2 protein-coding genes and 1 pseudogene are annotated in these 1,806 nt (G+C 58.6%); all 3 read right to left on the bottom strand.

Going from position 1 to position 1,806, the window contains the following annotated elements; all coding sequences use genetic code 11:
- Positions 1-31: 31 nt before the first annotated feature.
- A pseudogene (gene tnpC, locus HMPREF3140_RS05230) lies at positions 32-1,081 on the bottom strand (IS66 family transposase); the annotation flags it as partial.
- A 48-nt stretch (positions 1,082-1,129) separates the two neighbouring features.
- On the bottom strand, positions 1,130-1,477 hold the full coding sequence (tnpB, locus tag HMPREF3140_RS05235) for an IS66 family insertion sequence element accessory protein TnpB (RefSeq protein WP_004114612.1): 348 nt from the start codon (positions 1,475-1,477) through the stop codon (positions 1,130-1,132).
- On the bottom strand, positions 1,474-1,806 hold a 333-nt coding region (locus tag HMPREF3140_RS05240), incomplete at its 5' end, for a transposase (RefSeq protein WP_139146153.1). The genes tnpB and HMPREF3140_RS05240, both read right to left, overlap by 4 nt.

Consider the following 1,806-nt stretch of genomic DNA (forward strand, 5'->3'; position numbering starts at 1 on the left):
TACCCGAAATCTGATTTATTCAACAAAGCCCCGTCAGGGCTGACGGCGTGCGAACGTGCACATCGTGGATTTTACGGCGGGCGTGAGCCCAGCAGGCGGCTTCCGTTATCCGGCCATCGCGGTACAGCTCGTTGAACCCGGCGTACGCATCCGCCTGTAGCACACCGCTGAACCCCGCAAGATGGGTCTGCGGATGGATGCCTTTTCTGTCGGGGCTGTAGGCGAACCACACCGCCGGTGCCAGCGCTGACCCGGCGTTGCGGTCATCACGAACATACGTCCACAACCGCCCGGTCTTCGTCTTCTTATTGCCCGGCAACAGCACCTGGACCGGGGTATCATCGGCATGGAGTTTACCGTCAGTCAGGACATAGTCCTGAAGCGCCTCCTCCAGCGGGGACAGCAGCCGGCAGCATGCATCCACCCAGCCCGACAGCAGTGAACGGCTCAGTTCCACGCCCTGGCGACCGTATATTTCAGACTGACGATACAGCGGTGTGTGCTCTGCATACTTTGAGGTCAGCACGCGGGCCATCAGCCCCGGTCCGGCGATACCCCGCTCAATGGGGCGCGAAGGCGCGGGGGCCTGCACGATGGCATCACATTTTGTGCAGGCATGTTTTTCCCGTACAGTCCGGATCACCCGGAAGGCGCTGCGCATCAGCTCCAGCTGTTCGGCGGCATCTTCACCCAGGTAACTCAGCGCACCACCACATTCCGGGCAGCATGACGCTGCCGGCAGCAGCCGTTTTTCGTCACGGGGAAGTGATTCAGGGAACGGTTTGCGGGTACGGGTCTGCCGCAGCGGGCGCTGCACGGCCGGGTCATCCACCCGGCCGGTAAGGGTATCGCTTTCTTTCTGCAACTGGTTAAGGTCGGCTTCCATCTGCGCGATACGGCGGGAGACATTTTCGGAGCGGCTGCCGAAGTTCATCCGGCGCAGCTTATCCAGTTGCGCCTGCAGGTGATCTATTTCGCGTTCACGCTCGTTCAGCTTTTCCAGAAGGGCACGATTCAGCGCCTCCTGTTCGGCAAGGAGACGTTTCAGTTCATCGATATCGTCAGGACGTGAGCTGTTCATACCGGATATATTACCAGGCTCATTCAGCGTCGACCAGGATAAAGAGGCCTACAACATAGTCAGTGACGTAAGCAGTCTTTTAGGCTGCCGCCAGTCGATACCTTCAAGGAGCATCGCCAGCTGCGCCGGGGTCAGGAACACTTTGCCATCGCGAGCTGACGGCCAGGCGAAGCGCCCGCGCTCCAGCCGTTTGGTCAGCAGGCACAGCCCGTCGCCGGTGGACCACAGAAGTTTAACCTGACTGCCGCTGCGGCCCCGGAAGATGAAGACATGGCCGGACATCGGTTCGTCTTTCAGCGCCGTCTGCACTTTTGCAGCCAGCCCGTTGAAGCCGTTTCTCATATCGGTAATACCGGCAACCAGCCAGATTTTGGTGCCTGTTGGTAGCGGGATCATCGCTTCAGTTCCTGTATCAGCAGAGTCAGAAGCTTTTCGCTGACAGTGCCGTTGAGGCGGAGTGTCCCGTGCCGGAACGTTACCTCACAGCAGATGCTGAGCTCTGAGTCCTCAGCGGGCGGTTCTGGTTGTACGGCGGTGGCATCGAGAGTCACAGGAAGTAACTGAGGACTCTCAGAGGAAGGTAATAGCAGCTTTCCCTCGCGCCACTGCTGGCGCCATTTAAAGAGCAGATTGGCATTAATGCCATTTTCAAGCGCCAGTTTTGAGATGTTAAACTCAGGAGAATAATTAGGGCAGCCTTTACGCCTGCCGGGAGTCATATTTTT

The sequence above is a fragment of the Klebsiella sp. HMSC16A12 genome, assembly GCF_001808265.1.
GTDB classification, from domain to species: Bacteria; Pseudomonadota; Gammaproteobacteria; order Enterobacterales; family Enterobacteriaceae; genus Klebsiella; species Klebsiella pneumoniae.

What these genes read in the sequence shown, in the direction of transcription:
- tnpB (WP_004114612.1), bottom strand. Translation starts at nt 1,477, where the DNA reads ATGATCCCGCTACCAACAGGCACCAAAATCTGGCTGGTTGCCGGTATT.